The organism is Endothiovibrio diazotrophicus (assembly GCF_054657215.1).
In genome coordinates, this window is the sequence record NZ_BAAHXB010000029.1 from 1 (window position 1) to 16,680 (window position 16,680).

At 67.2% G+C, this 16,680-nt stretch carries 19 protein-coding genes; 11 read left to right on the top strand and 8 right to left on the bottom strand.

Features of this window, described 5'->3' with window-relative positions:
* Nucleotides 1–408: nucleotidyltransferase domain-containing protein (locus ACYQ2W_RS09585; protein WP_459865670.1), on the bottom strand; the 408-nt coding region annotated here is incomplete at its 3' end.
* Complete coding sequence (locus tag ACYQ2W_RS09590) at nt 408–635, bottom strand: hypothetical protein (RefSeq protein ID WP_459865672.1); 228 nt, start codon at nt 633–635, stop codon at nt 408–410. The genes ACYQ2W_RS09590 and ACYQ2W_RS09585, both read right to left, overlap by 1 nt.
* A gap of 193 nt (nt 636–828) precedes the next feature.
* Here ACYQ2W_RS09590 and ACYQ2W_RS09595 point away from each other — a divergent pair, with 193 nt between their 5' ends.
* The 3 genes from ACYQ2W_RS09595 to ACYQ2W_RS09605 all read left to right on the top strand — a co-directional run bounded on the left by ACYQ2W_RS09595 (nt 829) and on the right by ACYQ2W_RS09605 (nt 2,095).
* Complete coding sequence (locus tag ACYQ2W_RS09595) at nt 829–1,140, top strand: HigA family addiction module antitoxin (protein WP_459865673.1); 312 nt, start codon at nt 829–831, stop codon at nt 1,138–1,140.
* A 149-nt stretch (nt 1,141–1,289) separates the two neighbouring features.
* Nucleotides 1,290–1,469 carry a hypothetical protein gene (locus ACYQ2W_RS09600; RefSeq protein ID WP_459865675.1) on the top strand — a complete coding sequence of 60 codons (180 nt, stop codon included), beginning with the start codon at nt 1,290–1,292 and terminating at the stop codon, nt 1,467–1,469.
* A 2-nt stretch (nt 1,470–1,471) separates the two neighbouring features.
* Nucleotides 1,472–2,095, top strand: coding sequence for a hypothetical protein (locus ACYQ2W_RS09605; protein WP_459865677.1), 624 nt, complete (start codon nt 1,472–1,474; stop codon nt 2,093–2,095).
* A 10-nt stretch (nt 2,096–2,105) separates the two neighbouring features.
* Here the strand turns inward: ACYQ2W_RS09605 and ACYQ2W_RS09610 are convergent, their stop codons facing one another.
* Nucleotides 2,106–2,816: a hypothetical protein gene (locus tag ACYQ2W_RS09610; protein WP_459865679.1), complete on the bottom strand. Its 711-nt coding sequence runs from the start codon at nt 2,814–2,816 to the stop codon at nt 2,106–2,108.
* Nucleotides 2,817–3,283: 467 nt separating this feature from the next.
* Here ACYQ2W_RS09610 and ACYQ2W_RS09615 point away from each other — a divergent pair, with 467 nt between their 5' ends.
* From ACYQ2W_RS09615 to ACYQ2W_RS09635, 5 genes are all read left to right on the top strand, one after another.
* Nucleotides 3,284–5,173, top strand: a complete 1,890-nt coding sequence (locus ACYQ2W_RS09615) for an ATP-binding cassette domain-containing protein (protein ID WP_459865681.1) — start codon at nt 3,284–3,286, stop codon at nt 5,171–5,173.
* Nucleotides 5,174–5,312: 139 nt separating this feature from the next.
* Nucleotides 5,313–6,155 (top strand): hypothetical protein, encoded by an 843-nt coding sequence (locus tag ACYQ2W_RS09620; RefSeq protein ID WP_459865683.1) that lies wholly within the window; start codon nt 5,313–5,315, stop codon nt 6,153–6,155.
* 78 nt (nt 6,156–6,233) lie between these two features.
* Entirely contained in the window at nt 6,234–6,815 is a 582-nt protein-coding gene (locus tag ACYQ2W_RS09625; RefSeq protein ID WP_459865685.1) for a Uma2 family endonuclease, read from the top strand.
* Nucleotides 6,816–7,261: 446 nt separating this feature from the next.
* Nucleotides 7,262–7,561, top strand: coding sequence for a hypothetical protein (locus tag ACYQ2W_RS09630; RefSeq protein WP_459865687.1), 300 nt, complete (start codon nt 7,262–7,264; stop codon nt 7,559–7,561).
* Nucleotides 7,562–8,566, top strand: a complete 1,005-nt coding sequence (locus ACYQ2W_RS09635; RefSeq protein ID WP_459865689.1) for an SAM-dependent methyltransferase — start codon at nt 7,562–7,564, stop codon at nt 8,564–8,566.
* 54 nt (nt 8,567–8,620) lie between these two features.
* Here ACYQ2W_RS09635 and ACYQ2W_RS09640 read toward each other — a convergent pair whose 3' ends face one another.
* The 3 genes from ACYQ2W_RS09640 to ACYQ2W_RS09650 all read right to left on the bottom strand — a co-directional run bounded on the left by ACYQ2W_RS09640 (nt 8,621) and on the right by ACYQ2W_RS09650 (nt 13,133).
* Nucleotides 8,621–8,965: a histidine triad nucleotide-binding protein gene (locus ACYQ2W_RS09640; RefSeq protein WP_459865691.1), complete on the bottom strand. Its 345-nt coding sequence runs from the start codon at nt 8,963–8,965 to the stop codon at nt 8,621–8,623.
* A 340-nt stretch (nt 8,966–9,305) separates the two neighbouring features.
* Nucleotides 9,306–11,615: a Tex family protein gene (locus ACYQ2W_RS09645; RefSeq protein WP_459865693.1), complete on the bottom strand. Its 2,310-nt coding sequence runs from the start codon at nt 11,613–11,615 to the stop codon at nt 9,306–9,308.
* Nucleotides 11,616–11,774: 159 nt separating this feature from the next.
* Nucleotides 11,775–13,133 carry a PilZ domain-containing protein gene (locus ACYQ2W_RS09650; RefSeq protein WP_459865695.1) on the bottom strand — a complete coding sequence of 453 codons (1,359 nt, stop codon included), beginning with the start codon at nt 13,131–13,133 and terminating at the stop codon, nt 11,775–11,777.
* Nucleotides 13,134–13,444: 311 nt separating this feature from the next.
* Here ACYQ2W_RS09650 and ACYQ2W_RS09655 point away from each other — a divergent pair, with 311 nt between their 5' ends.
* The 3 genes from ACYQ2W_RS09655 to vapC all read left to right on the top strand — a co-directional run bounded on the left by ACYQ2W_RS09655 (nt 13,445) and on the right by vapC (nt 14,684).
* A complete protein-coding gene (locus tag ACYQ2W_RS09655) occupies nt 13,445–13,933 on the top strand; it encodes a chemotaxis protein CheX (protein WP_459865697.1) in 489 nt (162 codons plus the stop codon).
* A gap of 140 nt (nt 13,934–14,073) precedes the next feature.
* Nucleotides 14,074–14,277 (top strand): type II toxin-antitoxin system VapB family antitoxin, encoded by a 204-nt coding sequence (locus ACYQ2W_RS09660; protein ID WP_459865699.1) that lies wholly within the window; start codon nt 14,074–14,076, stop codon nt 14,275–14,277.
* Complete coding sequence (gene vapC, locus ACYQ2W_RS09665; RefSeq protein ID WP_459865701.1) at nt 14,274–14,684, top strand: type II toxin-antitoxin system VapC family toxin; 411 nt, start codon at nt 14,274–14,276, stop codon at nt 14,682–14,684. The genes ACYQ2W_RS09660 and vapC overlap by 4 nt, the downstream gene beginning before the upstream one ends.
* A gap of 86 nt (nt 14,685–14,770) precedes the next feature.
* Here the strand turns inward: vapC and ACYQ2W_RS09670 are convergent, their stop codons facing one another.
* Both ACYQ2W_RS09670 and ACYQ2W_RS09675 read right to left on the bottom strand, forming a co-directional pair.
* Nucleotides 14,771–15,943 carry an ABC transporter permease gene (locus ACYQ2W_RS09670; protein WP_459865703.1) on the bottom strand — a complete coding sequence of 391 codons (1,173 nt, stop codon included), beginning with the start codon at nt 15,941–15,943 and terminating at the stop codon, nt 14,771–14,773.
* Nucleotides 15,934–16,680: an ABC transporter ATP-binding protein gene (locus ACYQ2W_RS09675; protein ID WP_459865705.1), complete on the bottom strand. Its 747-nt coding sequence runs from the start codon at nt 16,678–16,680 to the stop codon at nt 15,934–15,936. The genes ACYQ2W_RS09670 and ACYQ2W_RS09675 overlap by 10 nt, the downstream gene beginning before the upstream one ends.

Here is a 16,680-nt window from a genome sequence, read left to right on the forward strand (position 1 = left end):
GCCCTGGGCCAGCCGCTCTTCGGGGTTCATCGCCTTGGGCGTGGCGAGGATGGTGTGGCCCGAGTCGTAGAGGGAGATCCCCTCCTCGACGATGTCGGCGAAGAAGTAGTGGCCGTGGCGGATCTCGGCGTTGACCTCCTTCAGGGTGTGGGTCAGCAGGGTGACCGGGATGCGGCCGGCGATGCGGTCCAGCTCCTGTTCGAGCCGGGTCCACAGGTAGCCGTAGGCGCGGCCGAGGAAGTGGCCCTCGTCGACCACCACCAGCAGGTCGTAGTCGGAGAAGTAGAGATTGATCGGGTCCTCGACCCAGTCGCCGCGGGCTCGGGAGCCTGTCGGGCTATGGATGAATCGGCCGCGAAAGCGGGATGACGGCCCCGGTTTTCCGAAAATCCTCGTCAAATAGCTCACTATTCTCCTCCCATTTTCGAAAAACCGGGGCCGCCCTCCCGCTCCCGCGACTCGATCCCCCATTGCCCGGCAGGCTCCTGGCTGCCGAAGAGCACCAGGCGGTCGAGGGGCACGCTCTGGCAGATGCACTCGGTGATCCGGCGCAACTGGTGGCGCTTGGCCTCGGGGAGATGGTCGAGGGAGGTCTTGAGGTGGAGATGGCTGGGGTCGCGGTCCGGTTGGGTCATCGCGGCGGCCTCCGCGCCGGGGGGCGCTGGCGGGGTGGAGGGCATGTTGTTATATACATTGTCGGTACGATAACATAGGCGGTGACGGGTGGGTAGGTTGCGAGTGGGGGCGATGAAGGCCCCGCCGACTTGATTTTCAACCGCAGATTTACGCAGATGAACCCAGATTTGCACAGGCTTTTGAGAGACGATCATGATCCTCACCAAGCACAAACCGGTCAGCGTCGGTCAAATGCTCACCGAGGAGTTCCTCACGCCCCTCTCCCTCACCCGGGGAAAACTCGCCGAAGCGATGGGGGCGAGCCGCCGCACGGTCAACGAGCTCTGTACCGGCAAGCGGATGATCACCGCCGACACCGCCCTGATGCTTGCCCGGGCATTCGGCAACAGCGCCGAGTTCTGGCTCATTCTCCAACGCCGCAACGACCTGTGGGAGGCGATGCACGACCCGAAACGACGCGCGCGCATCGAGCGGGCGAAGCCCGTTCCGGGAAGGGCCGCTTGAAACCACGATCGACGCGGCCTTTTCCGCTGGGCTACCGCTGCCCACGCGGTCACTACCCCCCTTCTACGTAGGCTGTCGTCGATGCGCGTGTCGACACCGCCCCGCACATTCTGGACCACCGTCCTTCCTACCTTCTTTGAGCCATCCCCGTGACCAAGACCCAACGCACCGACAAGAAACTGAACAACTACCTCGCCGGCTTCGACAAGGAGGGGTTGACCGCGCTGATCCTGGAACTGGCCAAGGAGCTGCCGGAGGTCCGGCAGGCGCTGAACGACCGCCTGCTGTTCACGGACGGGGGATCGCCCGGCGTTTGCTGGAGCAGTTGATCGTGATCCGGGGAAGTGCCGGCGATTGGGCACAGGTAGCCGCCCTTCAGGCAGATGAGTTCTTCCGGCATCCTTCGCTCCAGGGCTACCAGGAGATGAAGCGGGTGGCCGGGAAGGCGGGAGTCGTGGAGCCGGTTCGTGTCGCACTGCTCGACCATCTGGCGAAGGGCCACGACACCCGCGATGAGGAGCGATGGCCCCTGCCAGCCCCGCTGGTAAGCCTCGGCGACGTGTCGCTGACGCCGGCACGGGCGCCGGCTGCGGAGATCCTGATCGATATCGCCATTGCCGAACGACGGGTAGACGACGTGCTGCACTGGCACCGGGTTTGGAAGAACTCCAACGCCTATCGTTCCCGGCGTTCGCCGGAGGTCGACGGGGCGGTTGCCAACGCCGTGGAGAATCACTACCCCGACGAGGCGATCACCATCTGGAAGGGGATCGCCGCCAGCCTGATCGCGGAGACCAAACCGACCTCGTATCGCTCGGCCCGCGCCTATCTGGAGCGTATCAAGGCGCGGTTGAGCGGGTTGAAACGGGAGCAGGAGTGGTCGAGCTACCTGGCGGCGCTGAAGCGCGAACACCAGCGGAAACGGCGCTTGATGGAGGAGTTGCGGGGGCTTTGAGCAGGGCACCCTACTCCTCTTCCCGGCGGCCGTTGGTCGCCGAGGCGACGAACAGCAGGATCAGCACGAAGCCGACGGCGATCAGCGCGAAGGCGGCCCAGCCGAGCGTTTGGTAGCGGGCGCGGGAGTCGGCCTCGATGCGGGCGTGGATGACGCCGGCCTCCTGGCGCAGCCGGTCGGCGAGGCCGTCGATCTCCACCAGCAGCGAGCGGTCGACGCCGCGCACATGGTCGTCCACCCGGTGGTGGCTGCGCGGGTCGGCGGGATCGAGCAGCTTCAGTCCCTCGCGGTAGATCCGGCCCAGCTCGCGGTGATGTTCGAGCAGCCGGTCGATGTCGCCGTTGCCGACGCCGAGGGCTGCGGACAGCCGCTGCGCCTCCTTGAGGCTCTGGTCGGTGCGCCGCTCCTGCTCCTCGAAGGAAGCGAAGTAGTGGTCGTAGTCGGCCGGTTCGTCGCCGCGCAGCAGCACGTTCTTCCACTCCTGAACCTGGGTCTTGAAGTGGATCTGGGCGAGCCGGGTGGCGTCGAGGGCCTGGCGCAGGGTCTCCAGGGTACGCAGGTCGTCGAAGTGGGCGGCGTTGGTGTAGTAGTGGGAGAAGACGCCGAGCACGCCGTTGGCGACCAGCACCGCCAGCAGCAGGCCCGCCTCGGCGAGCAGCCGGCGCCGCTTCGGCGAGTCGCCGAGGACCCGCATCCGGTTGATCCCAATGCCCCTAACCATCGATTTTTTCCTCCCTGAATCCTGCGGTGCCGGGCCTGCGTCCGCGCACCGCAGGATTCAGGGAGGAAAAAATCGACATTGGGGAAGGCATGCTGGGGGTACTCCTCGGCTTGGGTGCAAACGTCATAAAGTTGTAATAGACCTGAAATGCTTCAATTTCGTTACACCCCCCCCTGTGGGAGGGGCGCTCGATAATCGAAACTACCCCTGGTTACCACGCTCCGCGTGGTAACCTCGGCCTCAGCATTCGCTATCGACGCTCCGCGTCGGCGCCGTTGGATTCACTGCCGTGCCCTCACAAGGACGCAGAGCGTCCAAGGTGGCGGGTTACCACGCGGAGCGTGGTAACCAGGAGGGACAGCGGTAACAAGGCCTCACGATCGAATTTTCCCCGCCCGCAGAATGGCTTGGGCCACAGGCCCCAAGCCATTCTGCGGGCGGGGAAAATTCGATAGACTGCGCGCCCTATGATCCACTTCAGCGACGCCGCCCTGCACCGGGGCACCAAGACCCTCTTCGAAGAGGTGACCCTGACCCTCCACGCCGGCCAGAAGGTGGCCGTGGTCGGCGCCAACGGCGTCGGCAAGTCGAGCCTCTTCTCGCTGCTGCGCGGCGAGCTCTCCGTCGACCGCGGCGAGTGCACCCTTCCCCCCAACACGGTGATCGCCCACGTCGCCCAGGAGACCCCGGGGGTGGAGCGGCCGGCGATCGACTACGTGATGGACGGCGACAGCGAGCTGCGCGAGGTGGAACGGCAACTGGCCGCGACCGACGACGGCACCCGCCAAGCGGAACTGCACGGCCGCCTGGAGGCGATCGGCGGCTACACCGCCCGCTCCCGCGCCGCCCGTCTGATGCACGGCCTCGGCTTCGTTCCGGGCAGCGAGGAGCGGCCGGTGGCTTCCTTCTCCGGCGGCTGGCGGATGCGTCTCAACCTGGCCCAGGCGCTGATGTGCCGCTCCGACCTGCTGCTCCTCGACGAGCCCACCAACCACCTCGACCTCGATGCGGTGCTGTGGCTGGAGGAGTGGCTGCGCGGCTACCCCGGCACCCTGCTCTTGATCTCCCACGACCGCGACTTCATCGACCGGGTGGCCCACCACATCGCCCACCTGGAGCGCCGGCGGCTCACCCTCTACGCCGGCAACTACTCCGACTTCGAGGTCCGCCGCGCCGAGCTGCTCGCCCAGCAGCAGTCGGCCTTCGAACGCCAGCAGCGCGAGGTGGCACACATCCGCTCCTACGTCGACCGCTTCCGCGCCAAGGCGACCAAGGCGCGCCAGGCGCAGAGCCGGTTGAAGGCGCTGGCGCGGATGGAGCTGATCGCCCCGGCGCACGTCGACTCGCCGTTCCACTTCGCCTTCCGTTCGCCGGAGAAGAGCCCCCACCCACTGCTCCAGTTGGAAAAGGCCGACGGCGGCTACGGCGAGACGGTGATCTTCCGCGGCGCCGAACTCAACCTCGCCCCCGGCGACCGGGTCGGCCTGCTCGGCCCCAACGGCGCCGGCAAGTCGACCCTGATCAAGTTGCTCGCCGGTGAGTTGCAACCGCTGGCGGGCCGCTGCGCCCCCTCCCCCGACCTGAAGATCGGCTACTTCGCCCAGCACCAGTTGGAGCAGCTCGACCCCGCGGCCAGCCCGCTCCTTCACCTGCAACGGCTCGACCCCAAGGCGAGCGAGCAGGCGCTGCGCGACTTCATCGGCGGTTTCGGCTTCCGCGGCGACGACGCGCTGGCCGCGGTGGCCCCCTTCTCCGGCGGCGAGAAGTCGCGCCTCGCCCTGGCACTGATCGTCTACCAGCGCCCCAACCTGCTGCTCCTCGACGAGCCCACCAACCACCTCGACCTGGAGATGCGCCACGCGCTCACCGTGGCGTTGCAGGGGTACGAAGGGGCGATGGTGGTGGTCTCCCACGACCGGGCGCTGCTGCGCACGGTGGCCGACCGGCTGGTGCTGGTCGGCGACGGCGCGGTCGCCCCCTTCGACGGCGACCTGGAGGAGTACCGCCAGTGGCTGGAGGGGCGGCGCCGGCAGGAGGACGCGCCGCCCGCCGGCGAGGAGATCAACGCCGAACACAGCGCTGCCGCGCGCAAGGAGCGCAAACGGGCGGAGGCGGAGCGGCGCAAACAGCTGGCGCCGCTGCGCCGGGAGTTCGAGCGGCTGGAGAAGCGGATGGAGAAGCTGGCCGCCGAGAAGGCGGCGATGGACGAGCGGCTGGCCGACCCCGCGCTCTACGAGGCGGCCAACAAGGAGACCCTCAAGGGGCTGCTGTTGGAGCAGGCACGCCTCGACGGCGAACTGGCCGAGACCGAGGAGGCGTGGCTCGCCGCCGGCGAGGAGTTGGAAGCGGCGGATTGACTTGGCTGCTGAGGGGGTAACGGCGTAGGCCGAACTTCGCGTCATTCGATGGGGTAGAATCCCTTCGCAACGGAAGAGTCGCGGTACGACGGTTGCGCCCCCTCGCACACCATTTTCCAAAGCTGAACAGGAGATGACGATGCGGTGGATTCCCATTTTCTTTTTGTTGGTACTCGGCGGCTGCGTTGCCGAACCGACTTCCTACTCCTCGACCACGCCGCTTGAAAACTCCCAGCGCGCCACTCAGCGTGGCGACATGACGGCCGCCTATCGACTGCTGGAAGGCGATCTGATTCATTCCAACGCGGGTCGGGTACGCTCCGCCACGCGGTGGATACAGGACCATCCACAGATCTACGCCGCGGCGAAGGAGACGTTCTCGCCGGAGGCATTGGCGAGTTCGATGCGCGTTCTCGGGCCGCGAACTGCTCTGGAGAGGCAAGAGCACCGCCTGTCGATGTTCCATGTGGTGGCCACCGACGACGACTACTCCCAAGCGAGAAACAACGTCTCCTCGATCTTGAAACCGGCCGCCGCTGCGGAAGAGCAGCGTTTGGCCAAGCTGCTGACCAAGATGGAAGAAGCAGAGAGGCACCGTGTCGAAAACGCTGAGGCCGGCCGTATTATCGACGCACAGGTGCAAAACCTGTCGACCTCCGCTACCCACGGCGGTGCGGCACTGGGCCAAGCCATAGGATCCGCTGCGTATGTGGACAATGCGTATTCCGGGAACTGGCGCACCTGGAATTACAGCGCAAAAAATCATCTCGCCACGGCGGTGGTCGGCGGCGTCATCGGATCGATGGCCGACTCCCCGGCCACCACCCTCTGGCGCGTGCAATACACGATTCGGATGAACAGCGGCGAAACACGCACGGTGGTCAACACGGGGAGCACCTCGTTCCACCAATCCGTTGGCGTATGTGTTGCGGTGATTGGAGACGACCTCGAGACCGTCAACGAATCTCGGTGCGGAAAATAGGGAAATCCCGGACCTCGACACACCCACCCGGATTCATTCGTCCACCGGTTGCTATACTGCCGACAGAGCATCGCTGGAGTGATCGAACGCCGCTGGACCTACGCCGACTACCTTCGTTGGCCCGACGATGAGCGCTGGGAGCTGATCGAGGGGGTCGCCTATGCCATGAGCCCGGCACCGACCCGCACCCATCAGCGGCTCTCCATGGAACTCTCCGCCCAGATCCACGCCCGTGTGAGCGGTAGCAACTGCGAGGTCTATGCCGCCCCCTTCGACGTCCGCCTCGCCCCGCGGGAGGCGAGCGACGAGGAGATCACCACCGTCGTCCAACCGGACCTCAGCATCTACTGCGACGCGTCGATCCTCGACGAACGGGGTGCCAAGGGCTCGCCCACGCTGGTCATCGAGATCCTCTCTCCCTCCAACAGCCCCCACGACACCATCCTCAAGCGCCGCCTCTACGAAACCAACGGGGTGCCGGAGTATTGGATCGTCGACCCGCCGAACGACCGCATCTACGTCTTCGTGCTGAAAGAGGGCCGCTACCTCGAAGGCGAGCCCTACGACCGCGACCGCACCCTGCGCGCCAGCGCCGTCCCGGCGATCGAAATCGATCTCGCCCGTCTCTTCCCGGAACGCCCTCCGGTCCCCCACCCCTGACCGCTCCCCCCGTAGGGGGCAGGAGCCTGTCCGAAACCACCGAAATTGGATGGAAGGCCCGGAGGTCGCTCACGGGTGGTGCCGAATTTGAGGTCTGGCGGGTTACGGCACGCCCAAACGATGGAAGAAGGTTGCGCGCCATCGTGAGGCCTCTTCACCGCCGTCCCATCTTTGATTCCTGGTTACCACGCTCCGCGTGGTAACCCGCCACCTTGGACGCTCTGCGTCCTTGTCAGGGCACGGCGGTGGAATCCAGCGGCGCCGACGCGGAGCGTCGATACCGAATGCCGCGGTGGCGTGAAGGCCGAGGTTACCACGCGGAGCGTGGTAACCAGGGGGGGGCTTCGATCATCGATGAGGTGTTGCGCGCCCAACCCGCCCTGCGCCCCCCCACTGAAGCACCAGAAATGCTGCGGTTTTTCAACGCCTTCGGTTAAAGTAGCGGGATGAGCGAGGAGTACCGATTCACATCCGCGGCGGCCGCCCTGGAGACCTTCCGGCGGGGTGCGCGCAACGCCCGTTGGCATGCCGCGGCGGAGTATCTGATGCGCAATGCCAGCAACGACACGCAGATGCTGCTCGACTACGCCATCGAGCGCACCCGCGGCGAGCAGGCGCCCCCACCGAAACGTATGCGCGGCCCGCGCCGCGCCTGGCTGGTCGCCGCGGTGATCGGCGGCGCCGCACTGGTCATCGCCTTCCTCTGGCTCGCCGCCATCCTCCTCTCCGAACTGAAGTGCGCCTGAATGGGGCCGGCGGAGCTGCTCGCCCGGCTGCTCGGCCCGATCCTCAATCCGCAGGCGCCGGCGGAGACCGTCGCCCGCGCGGTGGCGGGGCTGAAGGGGCTGTTCGTCGAGCTTGCCGGTGAGACCTCCGCCGGCGGCAACCGGGCGCTGGAGAGCGGCCTGGCGATCTCCTCCCGCGACGCCGCCGCGTGCCTCGATGACATCCCGCGCACCGTCGCCTTCCTGCGCGGCGTCGACGCCGCCATCCAGGAGGCGCTGCTGCGCTTCGACCAGCGGCCGCTGCGCCTGCTCTACGCCGGCTGCGGCCCCTTCGCCCCGCTGGTACTGCCGCTCACCGTGCGCCACCCCGCCGAGCGGCTGCGCATCACCCTGATCGACGTCCATCGCGACAACCTCGCCTCGGTGGTACGCATCGCCCACGCCCTCGGCACCACCGCCGCGCTGCTGCGCGCCGCCGCCGAGGACGCCGCCGGCTACCGCGTCGCCGACGACGAGCGCCCCCACCTGATCGTCTCCGAGACCATGCAGCGGGCGCTGATCAGCGAACCGCAGGTGGCGATCGCCCGCAACCTGGTGCCGCAGTTGATGCCCGGGGGCTTGATGGTGCCGGAGCGGATCGCGGTCAACGCCGCGCTCACCGACTACCGCGGCGAGTTTCGCGACCACCGGCCCTTCGTGCCACTGCGCACTCCCCTGGGCGAGGCGTTCTGCGTCGATCTGGAGAGCATGGGGGCGGAGAAGCGGGTGCTGGAGACGGTGGACAAACGGGGGGAGCGGCTGATCCCCGGCGGCGAGGTGAACCTGCCCCAGGAGATCCCCGAAGGGACGATACTGATCCTCGCCACCGAGATCACCACCTTCGGCCCCCATCGGATTGCGGAGTATCGTTCGGGGCTGACCGAGCCGATGATCTATCCGGAACAGGGGTTGGTGCGCCCCGGAGGACGGCTGCGCTTCCGCTACCGCCTGAGCCGGCTGCCCGAGATCGAGGCGGTGGCACCATAGCGGACGACGCGGGGCGGATCCCCGCAACCGGCCAGTGCGCGATCCACAGAAGCGTCAGCCCGGCGGCCAGGTCATCCGGCGCCCGCCGAGGAGATGGAGGTGGAGGTGGTAGACCTCCTGACCGCCGTCGGCGTTGCAGTTGAAGGTGGTGCGATAGCCGGTCTCGGCGAGCCCCTCGTCGGCGGCCACCTGCTTGGCCACCAGGTACATCCGGCCGATCAACTCGGCATCCTCCGCCTCCAGGTCGTTGAGGGTGGGGATGTGGCGCTTGGGGATGATCAGGACGTGGGTGGGGGCCTGGGGGTTGATGTCGCGGAAGGCGAGGATGTCGTCATCCTCGTAGACCACCTCGGGCTGGATCTCGCGGGTGACCATCTTGCAGAAGATGCAGTCGGCCATGGGGATTCCTCTGTCGCTGGTTGGGGAAGCCGGAGGGTAGCAAAGAAGGCCGCGCGCGTCAGGGTCAGGTGACGGGGGACAGAGGTCCCCTGGTTACCACGCTCCGCGTGGTAACCGAACTCCGCGTGGTAACCGAACTCCGCGTGGTAACCGAACTCCGCGTGGTAACCGCGGCCTCCACGCCGGCAGCGGCCTCCCCCTTGGACGCTCCGCGTCGGCAACCATAACCACCGGAACGACGACACCCGAAGCCCGGACGCAGAGCGTCCAAGGTATCCGGTTACGACGCGGAGCGTCGTAACCAGGGTGCGGTGGGGTGGGGTGGGATCGCTTCGCCCGATTAGCGCTTCAACCGCGCAAACGCATCCGCCATGGCGCTGTTGGCCGGCGGCGCCTCGTTGCGGCGCTCTTGCGGCTTGGGTCCGCGCGCGCCCTTCGCCGGACGCTCGCGCCGCTCGCCGCCACCGGCGTGCTCCTTGGCGCTGTCGGTCAGGCGCATGGTCAGCGCCACCCGCTTGCGCTGGAGGTCCACCTCCAGCACCTTCACCTTGACCACGTCGCCGGCCTTCACCACCTCGCGGGGGTCCTTGACGAACTTGTCGGACATCGCCGAGATGTGCACCAGACCGTCCTGATGGACGCCGATGTCGACGAAGGCGCCGAAGTTGGTGACGTTGGTCACCACCCCTTCGAGGATCATCTCGGGCTTGAGGTCCTTCAGGTTCTCCACGCCCTCCTGGAACTCGGCGGTCTTGAACTCCGGGCGCGGGTCGCGGCCCGGCTTCTCCAGCTCCTTGAGGATGTCGTTGACCGTCGGCAGGCCGAAGCGCTCGTCGGTGTAGTCGTTGGCCGGCAGTCGGCGGAGGAACTTCTCGTCACCGATCAGCGCCTTGATCGGCTTGCCGGTGGCCGCGAGGATCCGTTCCACCACCGGATAGGCCTCGGGGTGGACGGCGGAGGCGTCGAGGGGGTTGTCGCCGTCGACGATGCGCAGGAAACCGGCGGCCTGCTCGAAGGTCTTGTCGCCGAGCCGCGGCACCTTGAGCAGCGCCTTGCGATTGTCGAAACGGCCGTGCTGGTCGCGGTGGGCGACGATGTTGTCGGCGAGCGTGCGCGAGAGGCCGGAGACCTTGGCCAGCAGCGCGCCGGAGGCGGTGTTGACGTCGACGCCGACGGCGTTGACGCAGTCCTCCACCACCGCGTCGAGGGAGCGCGCCAACTGGGTCTGGTTGACGTCGTGCTGGTACTGGCCGACGCCGATCGCCTTCGGTTCGATCTTCACCAGCTCGGCCAGCGGATCCTGCAGCCGGCGGGCGATGGAGACCGCGCCGCGCAAGGAGACGTCGACGTCGGGGAACTCGCGGGCGGCCAGCTCGGAGGCCGAGTAGACCGAGGCGCCCGCCTCGCTGACCATGATCTTGGTCAGCTTCAGCTCGGGGTGGCGCTTGATCAGCTCCAAGGCCAGCTTGTCGGTCTCCCGCGAGGCGGTGCCGTTGCCGATGGCGATCAGCTCGATCCGGTGGGCGGCGGCGATCTTGGCCAGGGTGTGGATCGAATCGTCCCAGCGGTTCTTCGGCGCGTGGGGGTAGATGGTGTCGGTGGCCACCAGCTTGCCGGTGGCGTCGATCGCCGCCACCTTCACCCCGGTGCGCAGGCCGGGGTCGAGACCGAGGGTGGGACGACCGCCGGCCGGCGCGGCGAGCAGCAGGTCGTGGAGGTTCTTGGCGAAGACCTTGATCGCCTCCTCCTCGGCCGCCTCGCGCAGGCGGTTCTTCAGCTCCAGGTCGAGGTGGGTGAAGATCTTCACCTTCCACGCCCAGCGCACCGTATCGAGCAGCCACTTGTCCGCCGGACGCCCCTCGTCGCGCACCCCGAAGCGCTTGGCGATGCGCCCTTCGCAGGGGGTGCGCTGGCCGGCGGGGGTCTCCTCGTCGACCAGCAGGGTGAGGTTGATGAAGCCCTCGCGGCGGCCACGGAAGAGCGCCAGCGCGCGGTGCGAGGGGATCTTCTCCAGCGGCTCGTTGAAGTCGAAGTAGTCGGAGAACTTCGCCCCCTCCGCCTCCTTGCCCTCGGCCACCTTCGATTCCAGCTTGCCCTCGCTCCACACGTAATCGCGCAGCTCGCCGATCAGCGTGGCGTCCTCGGCGAACTCCTCCATCAGGATCTGGCGGGCGCCATCGAGGGCCGCCTTGGCGTCGGCCACCCCCTTGTCGGCGTCGATGTAGCTGGCGGCCACCGCCTCCGGGTCCTGATTCGGGTCTTCGAGCAGACCGTGGGCCAGCGGCTCCAGGCCCGCCTCGCGGGCGATCTGCGCCTTGGTGCGCCGCTTCGGCATGTAGGGACGGTAGAGGTCCTCCAGGCGGGTCTTGGTGTCGGCCGCCAGGATCTGCCCCTTCAGCTCGTCGCTGAGCTTGCCCTGCTCCTCGATCGACTTGAGCACCACCTCGCGCCGCTCTTCCAGCTCGCGCAGATAGGTGAGCCGCTCCTCCAGGGTGCGCAGCTGGGTGTCGTCGAGACCGCCGGTCACCTCCTTGCGGTAGCGGGCGATGAACGGGACGGTGGCCCCCTCGTCAAGCAGGGCGACGGCGGCGGCCACCTGTTTCTCGGCGACGGCAAGCTCTTCGGCGATGCGCTGGGCGATGGACGACATGGACGGCCCTCTGGTAGTCGGAAAGGCGCGCGATTCTACCAGAGGGGGGAGTCCGATGTCGGGTGAGGCATGACGGCCCGGAGAACAGTGCGAGCGAAAAGGCTGCTATTGACCTCATGCCCTTCATGGTAAAAAAACGCCCAATCAGGCATCCAGCCCTCAACGGGGCGCGGTGAGACGTTTCAGCTCCTCGTTGCAGCGCTGGTAGCGCTCGGTGTTGCGGGGGTTGGGGTTGGCGGAGAGGTTGTCCGAAAGTTGCTGGCACTCGCGCTGCTTGGCCAGCCACTCGGCGGTGGCCTCCCACACCAGGTCGGTCTCCCCCCGGTCGGGCTGCGAATAGTAGATCCCCGCGCTGATCGCCATCATCACCACCACCAGCACCGCGCCGGTGACCCAGCGTACCCACGGCCGCTCCCGCGGCAGCATCGGGATGTGGACCTCCTCGTGGGTGGAGGCCTGCACCTGGCGGATCACCTCCGCCTGACGATTGGTGACGTACTCCGAGAGCAGCGACTCCACGTTGGGCGGGTTGCGCAGCACCAGACCCACCCGGAAGGAGTTCCTGCGCTCGGAGATGCGCGCGACCTCGCCGCGGGTCACCACCCGCTCGCCACCCGCCAGGTGGGGCAGCTCCATCTCCAGGTGGACCCAGTCCTTCACCTTCAACTCGCCGGGGTCGTCCAGGGAGAGCGCCATGCCATTCAGCGAGATGTCGATCACCAGCCCTTCGTAGCGCTCGTTGCGCAACTTCAACTCCACCGGGATCGGCTGACGGGGCTGCACCCGCAGCTCGGCGCGGGTAGCGGCGTTGTGGGTGGAGTAGTGGAGCCCCGAGACGGTGATCTCGCGGCGCTTGTCGTCCACCTCCACCACCCGCCCGAGCACCGGCTTCTCCAGAAACGGCGCGTGGATCAGCACCTCTTCGTGGAACTCGAAGATGGTCTCCCTGGAGTTGCCCAGGTGGAACGCGGCGCGGCCGTCGGTCGCCGCCAGGAAGAGGCCTTCGTGGTTCAGCGGCACCCCCTGATAGAGGGTCTCCAGGCGCACCATCTGGTCGCTGTGCTGGTCGAGCAGGGTGAGGATCCGCCCCTCGTCCTCGTCGATGGCGCCGGCCGCCGGCGACTCCTCCAGGGTGTCGAGGAGCGCCAGGCAGGCGGTCATGATGCCGGTGAGCACCCGCACCGGGGCCACCGCGTTGCCGGTCTTCATGGCGTAGTCGACGAAGTCGTGGGTCATCACCGAGAAGACCTTGGTGAGCACCACCGAGATGCTCACCCCGTGCTCCTCCATCTCCTCCAGCTTCTCCTCCAGCTCCTTCAGCGAGCCGACGCGCTGCGCCTCGACGGTGAACAGCCGGTCGTAGATCTCCACCGCCCCCTGGCGCAGGAAGTGGACCTGCGCCTCCACCACCTCCGGATTGAGGATCTTGCAGACCTTGAGGAAGACCTCGGCGAAGCGCGCCCGATAGGCGTCGAAGAACTTCCGGTGCTGTCCCAGCAATCCCACCCGTTCACGCATCGGCGTGCCCTCCTGGACGGTTCCGGGTCGCCGGCCTCGATTGTGACAACAGTTCCAGCATTTCGATTTTCGTTGTTGTTTTTCATAAGCTTATATGATCTTCCGAGAAAGTGTGCAAGAAACGGCGGAAAATCGCTCCCCGCCTCCGCCGGAGGATCGGCGGCCGCCTCAGGGGAACGGTGAGAAATGCAGGATCGATATATGAGGGTCGTCATCCCGCGTTCGCGGCCGATTCATCCGTATCCCGAGAGGCTGCCGGGCGACACGAACCCTGTGTTACAGTGGGGTTTCCGTTTTGTGGAGAGTCCTGCATGAGCGCGAAAAAGACGCAACCCAAGGCCCAGGCATTCGTCCAACCCGCCGTCGAGGCCCTGGTCCGGATTCTCCACACCATGGCCGCCACCGAGGTCACCGCAGGCCCCCCCGCCGTCAAGGAGAACCCCCGCGCCAAGGGGAGCGTCACCGGCATCATCCCGCTACGCTCCAGCGAGTACCGCGGCTCGCTCGCCGTCACCTTCAGCAAGCCGGCGATCCTCGCCATCTACCGGCGGATGGTCCACGAGGAGCGCGAGAGCCTCGACGAGGAGGTGGCCAACCTGGCCGGCGAGATCACCAACATGGTGGCCGGCGGTGCCAACCGGGAGTACTCGGAACAGGGCCACGGGTTCGAGATGGCCACCCCGTTCCTGCTCCTCGGCCAGAACCACGCCGTCCACCACGACCTCAAGGGGACGACCCTGCTGATCCCGTTCGACAGCGACGTCGGCGGGATCTTCATCGAGCTCTGCTTCACCGACTGATTCCCTACCCTCGCCCGCGGCCCGCTCCTGGTGGAGCGGGCCGCGGGCGAGGGTAGGGAATCAGTCGATGTGAGGGGTTGAGCAAGCGGCGCTTCGCCCCTATGATGTGTATTGCAATACGCCTTCATCGGATACTCACCATGCGCACCAATATCGTCCTCGACGATGAACTGGTCGACGAGGCATTCAAGTTCAGTTCCGCCACCACCAAACGGGAATTGATCGATTGCGCCCTGAAGGAGTTCGTCGCGACCCACAAGCGCAAGAATCTGCTCGACCTCTACGGCAGCAACGGGATCCGCGAGGAGTACGATCACAAGGCGTTGCGGGAAGGGCGCGATTGAAAGAGTGGCTGATCGATACCTCCGTCTGGATCGCCTTTCTCCGCGCCGAGGAGAATCCCCAGGTCGAACGCCTGAAACAGCTGATCGAACAGGGAGCCACCGTCGGGATCTCCCCACTCATCTACATGGAGATCCTCCAGGGCGCGCGGTCCACCCACCACTTCGAGACCTACCGCGACTACTTCGGCAGCCAACCCTTCTTTGACGTCGCCGATCCCGTACGATCGATGGCCGATGCCGCCGCCATCTATTTCCGCTGCCGCAAGGCCGGCATCACCATCCGCAGCACCGTCGACTGTTTGATCGCCCAGGTCGCCATCGACAATGGCCTTATCCTGCTGCACAACGACCGCGACTTCTCCCACATCGCACGCATCGTTCCCGAGCTGAACCACACCACCGGCTAGGAGCCTGTCCGCCGGCACCACCGACAAACCGGGATTCGACGCCGTCGGCGGGCACCGCCCGCCCTATCTCCTTTCACGCGCCGCAATCAACCGGAGCGCAGGGCGGTGATCGGGTCGAGGCGGGAGGCCTGTACCGCGGGGTAGAAGCCGAAGAAGATCCCCACCGAGGCGGAGACGCCGAAACCGACCAGCGCCGCGCCGGGGGTGAAGAAGAACTCCCAGCCGTTCCAGTGGGCGGCGATGCGTGCCGCGGCCACCCCCACCGCCACCCCCAGCAGACCGCCGATCAGCGCCAGGATCAGCGCCTCCACCAGGAACTGGCGGCGCACGTCGCGCCGCGTCGCCCCCACCGCCATGCGCAGACCGATCTCCTTGCGCCGCTCGGAGACCGACACCAGCATGATGTTCATCACCCCCACCCCGCCGACGATCAGCGCGATGGCGCCGACCGCCCCGAGCAGCAGGGTGAACAGTTGCTGCTGCTGGCGCATGTTGGCGATCAACTGCTCGGGGCTCGTCACCCGGGCCTGGATCCGCCGGAAGCGCCGGTCGAACCACGCCGTGATCTCGCCCGCCAGTTGCAGTTGGTCCACCCCGTCGCCCACCCGCGCGGCGATGGTGGTGATCCCCCCCTTGCCGAGCAGCCGCCCGGCGGTGGAGAGCGGCATCACCACTGCCGAGTTGAGGTCCACCGTGCCGATCCCCCCGCCGGTGCGGGCGAGCAGACCGATCACCGTGCACACCGTCTTGCCGATGCGCAGATCGTCGCCGGGGGCCAGCGGCCGGCCGGCGTCGCGATACTGCGCGGCGAGCCCCGCCCCCACCACACAGAAGCGGCGATAACGATCGAGCGGCGAGAGGAAACGCCCCGCCGTCAGCTCCAGCTTGAACAGCGGCTGCAGCGCCTCGGTGGTGCCCAGGCGGACGACGAACTGCATCCGCTCGCCGATCTTGGTCTTGCCCGCCCCCTCGATCTGCGGCGCCATCTCGACCAGTTGCGGAAAGGCGGCGGTGAAGGCCGCCAGATCGCCGAGGTCGAAGATCGCATCGGAGTCGGTACTGAGGACGTTGATCGCGATGCGGTCGGTGCCGAGGGCGAGAAAGCTCTTCAGCGACTCGTGCTGGACGATCCGCCCGATGCTCACCATGGCGATCACCGAAGCACTGCCGATGACGATGCCGATCAGCGCCAGCAGCGCCCGCTGCTTGCTGGCGAGCAGGTTGCGCAGCGCCTCCAGGACGTTGACGATCAGCCCCATCGGCCCGCCTCCCCCTCCTCCACCAGCACCCCGTCGCGCATCACCACCCGGCGGGTGCAGCGCGCCGCCACCTCCGGATCGTGGGTGATCACCACCACGCACACCCCCTGCTCGCGGTTGAGGCGCACGAAGAGCTCCATGATCTCCTCGCCGACCTGGCGGTCGAGGGCGCCGGTGGGCTCGTCGGCGAGGATCAGCGCCGGCTCGCCGACCAGCGCGCGGGCGATCGCCACCCGCTGCTGCTGGCCGCCGGAGAGCTCGTCGGGGCGGTGGTGGCCGCGCTCGGCCATCCCCACCGCCTCCAGCAGCGGCTCGGCCCGAGCAGCCGCCTGGCGCCGGGAGAGACCGCGGTAGAGCAGCGGCATGCCGATATTGTCGCGGGCATCGAGCCTTGGGAGCAGGTTGAACTGCTGAAAGACGAAGCCGATCCGGCGGTTGCGGATCGCCGCCGCCTCCGGCTCGCTCAGGGTCGAGACGTCCCGCCCGGCGAAGCGGTAGCACCCGCCGCTGGGGCGATCGAGCAGGCCGAGGATGTTCATCAGGGTCGACTTGCCGGAACCTGAGGCGCCCATGATCGAGACCAGCTCGCCGGCGGCGATGGCCAACGACACCCCGCGCAGCACCTCCAGCTCCACCGAACCGACGCGGAAGCGCTTGCGGATGTCGTCCAGTTCGATCAGCGGCGCTTCACCCGCCGCCGATCTCCCCGCAACCCCTACGCTCTCGTTCGGATTCAT